Below are 6,389 nucleotides of genomic sequence, written 5' to 3' on the forward strand. Positions count from 1 at the left end.
GCTGAGCGCGCTCAAGCCCGACTCGACCGCGGGGCGTCCGGCCGCCCCCGACGGCGGGCTGAAGATGGCCGCGTCCGCGATGCTCGCGCTCTTCGAGGTCGCCGACCGCATGGCCGCCGACCCGGAGGACAACCGCCACACCGTCCTGTGGTGCGCGCGCGGCGAGGACCGGCGCGGTGGCGTCCTCACGCGCCTGCATGCCGCACCGCTCGCGGTGAACGGCCTCATCCGCACGCACCTGCTCGGCGGGCGGACCGGTGTGCTCACGTCCGCGACGCTGTCGCTCGGTGGCTCGTTCGACCCGGTCGCCCGGTCCGTCGGGCTCGAGGTCCGGCCGGACGCCGAACCCGTCGGCCCGTCGCGTCTGCCGGGTGCGCCGGACGACGCCGACGCGCTCGACGTGGCGACCGGCACCGACGCGGCCGACGACCCCGGGCCGCTCACCTGGCACGGCCTCGACGTCGGCAGCCCGTTCGACTACGCCCGGCAGGGCATCCTCTACGTCGCGCGTCGTCTGCCCCCGCCCGGGCGCGAACCCGCGACGGACGCGCAGCTCGACGAGATCGAGGCGCTCGTCCGCGCGGCCGGGGGACGCACGCTCGGGCTCTTCTCGTCCCGTCGGGCGGCCACGGCGGCCGCGCTCGCGATGCGGGAGCGGCTCGACGTGCCCGTGCTGCTCCAGGGCGACGACCAGCTCCCGACGCTCGTCGCGCAGTTCGCCGCCGACGAGCCCACGTGTCTCTTCGGGACGCTGTCGCTGTGGCAGGGCGTCGACGTGCCGGGGCCCGCGTGCCGCCTCGTCCTCATCGACCGCATCCCGTTCCCTCGTCCGGACGACCCCGTGCGCTCGGCCCGGACCGAGGCGGTCGCGGCCGCGGGCGGCAACGGCTTCATGTCGGTGTCGGCGACGCACGCCGCGCTGCTGCTCGCGCAGGGCGCAGGACGTCTGGTCCGCACGACCGAGGACCGCGGCGTCGTCGCCGTCCTGGACCCGCGGCTCGTCACCGCGCGCTACGGCGAGTTCCTCGCCCGATCGCTGCCCGGCTTCTGGCGGACCACCGAGCGCGACGTCGCCGTGTCCGCCCTGCGCCGCCTCACCGGGGACGGCTAGCCTCAGAGCTGCGCCGACGTGCGGTGCCGGTGCTCGTCACCGGCGCCGACGCGCACCCCGACCGACCCGGGCCCGGGCGGTCGCACGACGACGCGGGAGACGCCCCATGACCGAGACCCCTGACCTCGACGACGCCGTGACGCCGCACGTCCCGCGCCGCCGGACGTCCAAGCTCGCGATCGTCGGGGCGGGCGCCGTCGGGTCGACGATGGCCTACGCCGCCCTCATGCGCGGTGCCGCCCGCACGGTCGCGCTCTACGACATCAACAAGGCCAAGGTGCAGGCGGAGGCGCTCGACCTCGGGCACGGCATCCAGTTCATGCCGATGGCCCAGGTCGTGGGTTCGGACGACATCGCGGTGTGCGCCGACGCCGACATCGTCATGTTCACCGCGGGTGCGAAGCAGAAGCCCGGCCAGACGCGCCTCGACCTCGCCGAGGCCACGATCTCGCTCGTCCGCAAGGTCCTCCCGGCGGTCGTCGAAGTCGCGCCCGACGCGACGTACGTCATGGTCACCAACCCGGTCGACGTCGTCACGTACGCCGCGCTGCGCATCTCGGGGCTGCCGCCGTCGCGGCTGTTCGGCTCCGGGACCGTCCTCGACTCGTCGCGGCTGCGCTACCTCATCGCGCGCGAGACGGGCGTCGCGGTGCAGAACGTCCACGCGTACGTCGCGGGCGAGCACGGCGACAGCGAGCTGCCGCTCTGGAGCTCGGCGAGCATCGGCGCGGTGCCGCTGCTCGAGTGGAACGGCCTCGGCGGGCGCGGCGGCGCGCTGACCTCCGAGGTGCGCGAGCGGATCGCGCGCGAGGTCGTCGACTCCGCGTACCAGATCATCGAGGGCAAGGGCGCGACCAACTACGCGGTCGCGCTCGCCGGGTCGCGCATCATCGAGGCGGTCCTCAATGACGAGTCCCGCATCCTGCCCGTGTCGTCGCTGCTCGACGACTACTACGGGATCTCCGACGTGTGCCTCTCCGTCCCCGCCGTCGTCGGTGCCAAGGGCGTCGAGGACCGGCTCGCGGTGCCGATGTCGGCCGACGAGCTCGCGGGTCTGCGACGCTCCGCCGAGGCCGTCAAGGACGTCGCGCGCCAGTTCGGCTTCTGACCTCGCTGCCTGCTCGCCGGCCGAGCTCGCGGCGCCGCGGCGCGCAGTCGCGCGTGGCGGCGCCGCGGGGTCGTGGCCCGCTGGTGTGCGGCGACGGCCGCACGGCCGGGTCCGACGGGCGTCAGTGCGACCGCAGCGCGTCGATCAGCTCCGACTTGCGCATGCGCGACCGCCCCTCGATGCCGACGTCCGCCGCCTTCTTGCGCAGGTCGTCGACGGTCCAGTCGTCGTAGTCGCCCGAGCGGCCGCCCTTGCGGCCGACGGCCGACCGTGACGAGCCGGCGGCGGCGTTGGCGATGCGCGCCGACTTCTCCTTGCTGTTCCCCTCGTCGCGCAGGCGCTCGTAGAGCTTCGCGTCCTTCACGCTGGGGCCGGGGTCTCGCATCCGTCCGGGCATCGTGGCTCCTCGGTCGAGGTCCGGGGCGTCGTCCTCACCCCGGACCAGCGTCGCGCCGACCTCGCCGCGCCGCACGCGCACGACGTCGGCGTCCTCGCGGTCCCGCGTCCGCGCAGGGGTGCGCAGCCGGACGTCAGAGGCTGCGCAGGACGGAGACGACCCGGCCGAGGATCGTCGCCTCGTCGCCCACGATCGGCGCGTAGGCGGCGTTGTGCGGCATGAGCCAGACGTGACCGTCGGCCCGGCGGAGCGTCTTGACGGTCGCCTCGCCGTCGATCATGGCCGCGACGATCTCGCCGTTCTCCGCGACCGGCTGGCGGCGCACGACGACCCAGTCGCCGTCGCAGATGGCGGCGTCGATCATCGAGTCGCCCGCGACGCGGAGCAGGAACAGCTCGCCGTCGCCGACGAGCTGGCGCGGGAGCGGGAACACGTCCTCGACGACCTGGTCGGCCAGGATCGGGCCGCCCGCGGCGATCCGGCCCACGACCGGGACGTAGGAGGGGCTGGGCACCTGCTCGTCGTCCCCGGTGACGGGTGCGGAGAAGGGCGTGCGGGTGCCGTCGGGCGCCGTCCAGGTGGACACGCCGCGCGAGTCGTCGGGGTGGACGACCTCGATCGCGCGCGGCCGGTTCGGGTCGCGCCGCAGGTAGCCCTTGCGCTCGAGGGCCGTGAGCTGGTGCTTGACGCTCGACGGGCTCGTGAGGCCGACGGCCTCGCCGATCTCGCGCATGCTCGGCGGGTAGCCGCGCGACTCGACCGACGCCCGGATGGTGTCGAGCACGAGGCGCTGGCGCGCCGTGAGGCCGTCGGGCCCGTCCGGGCCGTCGGGGAGCGCGTGGACGGTCGCCACCCGGTCCTGCGTGCCGGTCGTGGTGTCCCCGCTCGTGCTCACTGCACCCTCCTGACGTCGTCGGCCGGTCGCCGCCTGCTCGGTGCCGGACGCTGCGCGCCGCCTCCGACCTGCGTCCGGGCCGCGCCGGCCGGGGCGATGTCAGTGGTCGGTGGTGCGCTTGTCCTGCGCCGCCAGCCTAGGCAGTGCGAGCAGCCAGATCAAACATCTGTTCGATCTCGTCTGGACGCGTGTCGGAGCCGGGTGGTAGACATCGTACAGACGTTCGACGAACAGACGTTCGAACCAGACGGAGCGGAGAGTCGACATGAGCGCTGCGGTGCTGTCGCCGGCGGGGCCGGGAGCGGTGCGTCCGAACCTGCGGGTCGTCCGGTTGTCGACGCCGCCCGCGCCCCGCTCCGTCGCGCCGGCGGGTCGGACAGCGGTCGCGACCGGTGCCGGGCGTGACGACGCCGGTGCCCGGGCGACCGCGGAGCAGGCGCCGCTGCGGCTGACCGCACGCGGTCGGCTCGTGGTCGTCGTCCTCGGCCTGCTGCTCGCGATCGGTGTCTCGACGATCGCCGCGCGCGCGTCGGCGGACGGTCCGGTGAGCTCTGCGGTCGAGGTCACGCGTCACGTCGTCCTCGAGGGGGAGACGATGTGGGGCCTCGCGCAGCAGGTCGCCGCGCCGGGGGAGGACGTGCGCGACGTCGTCCTCGAGCTCGTGCGTCTCAACGACCTCCCCAACGCAGGTCTGATGGCGGGCCAGGAGATCCTCCTGCCGCGCTCCTGAGCCTCGGCGGCGCCCCTGCGGGGAAGGCGGGGGCGCCGCCGGGAGGAGCGTTGACGAGGGGGCCGTCCCTCAGTAGGTTAGGCTTACCTCATCGAACGGGCTGGGGGGCTCGTCGAGGTGTGGCCGAGGGGATGCTCGCATCGCCCCGTGCCGCAGCACCGCGCCGGACCGAGGCGAGTCGGTCCGTGATCTGGGACGCGAGTCCCCAGGGAGGCGGCCGCGTCGAGCGGCCGCCTCCCTGCACGCGGGTGCCCGACTCCGCGACCCCGCCCCGCGCGACCGGGCGGGCGGTCGAGTGGTCAGGTCGGCGCGCCTTGCGACGCCGTAGGAGGGTGTCCTAGCGTCGCCGGGACGAGGACGAGCGGGGTCAGGGGACTCGCTGTCCGTGACAGCGAGGAGACATCGCGGTGCACTGCCCGTTCTGCCGACACCCGGACTCCCGTGTCGTCGACTCCCGCACGTCGGACGACGGCTCGTCCATCCGCCGCCGCCGTCAGTGCCCGCAGTGCAACCGGCGGTTCACGACCGTCGAGACCGCGAGCCTCTCGGTCGTCAAGCGCTCCGGCGTCACCGAGCCCTTCAGCCGCGAGAAGATCGCCAACGGCGTCCGCAAGGCGTGCCAGGGGCGTCCGGTGAGCGAGGACGACCTCGCGCTGCTCGCCCAGCGCGTCGAGGAGACGCTCCGCGCGTCGGGGTCGGCCGAGATCGACGCGTACGAGATCGGGCTGGCGATCCTCGGGCCGCTGCGCGAGCTCGACGAGGTCGCGTACCTCCGGTTCGCGAGCGTCTACCAGGCGTTCGACTCGCTCGAGGACTTCGAGGCCGCGATCACGGTCCTCCGTGCCGACCGGGAGGGACGCGAGTCCTCGGACACCGACGCCACCGACGCTGTCGAGCCGGTGGCCGGCTCGACAGGTGCCGGCTCGACCGTCTGACGACAGGTCGGGGCTCGACCGTCGGACGCACGTCACCGATCCGCCGCTCGACGACACTCGCGGCTCGACCCTCGGAGCGCGCGTCCGACACGTGGCGGGAGCGCCGCGACGCGTCACGTAGGTTCGTCGGGTGACACCTGACGACCTGCTGCTCCTGACCGTCCCCTCCGCCCCCGCACTCCTGCCCGACGGCTCCGCGGCCGTCGTGGCCGTCACGCACCCCGACCTCGAGACCGACGAGTACACCGGGCAGCTCTGGCTCGTCCCGCTCGCCGGCGACGCCGCGCCGCACCGGATCACCCGCGGGCACCGCGACACCGCCCCGGACGTGTCGCCCGACGGCCGCTGGGTCGCGTTCTGCCGTGCGGAGCCGAAGGGCAAGCCGCAGCTCTACGTGGTCGAGGCGTCGGGTGGTGAGCCGGTGCGGCTCACGGACGCGCCGCTCGGGGTGTCGGCACCCCGGTTCTCGCCCGACGGGCGGCGGATCGCCTACCTCGCGCGCGTGCCGGAGGAGGGGCGCTACGTGGCCGGCGGCGACCCGGCCGGCGAGCCCGCGCGGCACATCACGTCGTTCCGGTACCGCGGCGACGGCATCGGGTTCGAGCGGGACAAGCGCCAGCACGTCTTCGTCGTGGAGGTGCCGACGACGGACGAGACGCCCGCACAGCTGGCCCGGGTGACCGAGGTCCCGGAGTCGACGGCACTGACCCGCGGCGACGCCGAGGTGCGCGGAGCGCGCTGGCTGCCGTCGGGCGACGCGCTGGTCGCGGTCGTCCCGCGGCACGCCGCCCGGGAGGAGGACCTGCGTCGGGACGCGGTCGTCGTCCCCGCCGGGTCGGAGGCGGTCGACGTGCTCGACCTGGTGCCGGTGACCGACGCGGACCGGGGGAGCGCCCTGGGCGTGGAGGCGGTGCTGCCGTCGGCCGACGGCGCGTCGGTGTGGCTGCTCGCGACCGACCTCGGCCCGTCGGGCCACGACTTCGTCGCCGCGCAGGTCGGCCTGTTCCGTGCGGCACTGCCGGTCGCGGGCCAGGAGCCCGCCGTCCCGGTGCGGCTGACGGACGCCGACGCGGTGGACCTCGACGCAGGGGTGCTCGCGGAGTCGCCCGACGGGCCGCTCGTGGCGGTCCAGCACCGGGGTGCGGTGCACCTGGCGCGGGTGACCGACGACGGCGCGCTCGTCACGCTGCTCGGGGGCCGGCGCGTCGTGTCG

The 6,389-nt window shown here is 74.8% G+C and carries 6 protein-coding genes and 1 pseudogene; 5 read left to right on the forward strand and 2 right to left on the reverse strand.

All coding sequences use genetic code 11. The features are described from left to right. A partial coding sequence (locus HGA02_RS08030; protein WP_168678585.1) for an ATP-dependent DNA helicase occupies positions 1-1,111 on the forward strand: 1,111 nt, incomplete at its 5' end. 106 nt (positions 1,112-1,217) lie between these two features. Then, positions 1,218-2,219 (forward strand): L-lactate dehydrogenase, encoded by a 1,002-nt coding sequence (locus HGA02_RS08035; protein ID WP_124343314.1) that lies wholly within the window; start codon positions 1,218-1,220, stop codon positions 2,217-2,219. A gap of 121 nt (positions 2,220-2,340) precedes the next feature. Here the strand turns inward: HGA02_RS08035 and HGA02_RS08040 are convergent, their stop codons facing one another. Continuing rightward, a complete protein-coding gene (locus HGA02_RS08040; RefSeq protein ID WP_168678586.1) occupies positions 2,341-2,616 on the reverse strand; it encodes a DUF7218 family protein in 276 nt (91 codons plus the stop codon). Between the two features lie 133 nt (positions 2,617-2,749). Next, the gene (gene lexA / locus HGA02_RS08045) at positions 2,750-3,469 is read right to left on the reverse strand and encodes a transcriptional repressor LexA (protein WP_343035368.1); all 720 of its coding nucleotides are present in this window, start codon (positions 3,467-3,469) and stop codon (positions 2,750-2,752) included. Between the two features lie 307 nt (positions 3,470-3,776). On the opposite strand from lexA, the gene HGA02_RS08050 reads away from it, so the two are divergent. The 3 genes and pseudogenes from HGA02_RS08050 to HGA02_RS08060 all read left to right on the forward strand — a co-directional run. Then, complete coding sequence (locus tag HGA02_RS08050) at positions 3,777-4,241, forward strand: LysM peptidoglycan-binding domain-containing protein (protein ID WP_168678588.1); 465 nt, start codon at positions 3,777-3,779, stop codon at positions 4,239-4,241. A 407-nt stretch (positions 4,242-4,648) separates the two neighbouring features. Next, positions 4,649-5,176, forward strand: a complete 528-nt coding sequence (gene nrdR, locus HGA02_RS08055; protein ID WP_343035367.1) for a transcriptional regulator NrdR — start codon at positions 4,649-4,651, stop codon at positions 5,174-5,176. Between the two features lie 130 nt (positions 5,177-5,306). Then, positions 5,307-6,389 (forward strand): annotated as a pseudogene (locus tag HGA02_RS08060) (S9 family peptidase); the annotation flags it as partial.

This window comes from Cellulomonas septica, from assembly GCF_012396155.1.
In the GTDB taxonomy this organism is placed as follows: Bacteria; Actinomycetota; Actinomycetes; order Actinomycetales; family Cellulomonadaceae; genus Cellulomonas; species Cellulomonas septica.

Bases quoted from the DNA above. Each gene is read 5' to 3' on its own strand.
- HGA02_RS08035 (WP_124343314.1), top strand. From the start codon at position 1,218: ATGACCGAGACCCCTGACCTCGACGACGCCGTGACGCCGCACGTCCCG.
- HGA02_RS08040 (WP_168678586.1), bottom strand. From the start codon at position 2,616: ATGCCCGGACGGATGCGAGACCCCGGCCCCAGCGTGAAGGACGCGAAG.
- HGA02_RS08050 (WP_168678588.1), top strand. From the start codon at position 3,777: ATGAGCGCTGCGGTGCTGTCGCCGGCGGGGCCGGGAGCGGTGCGTCCG.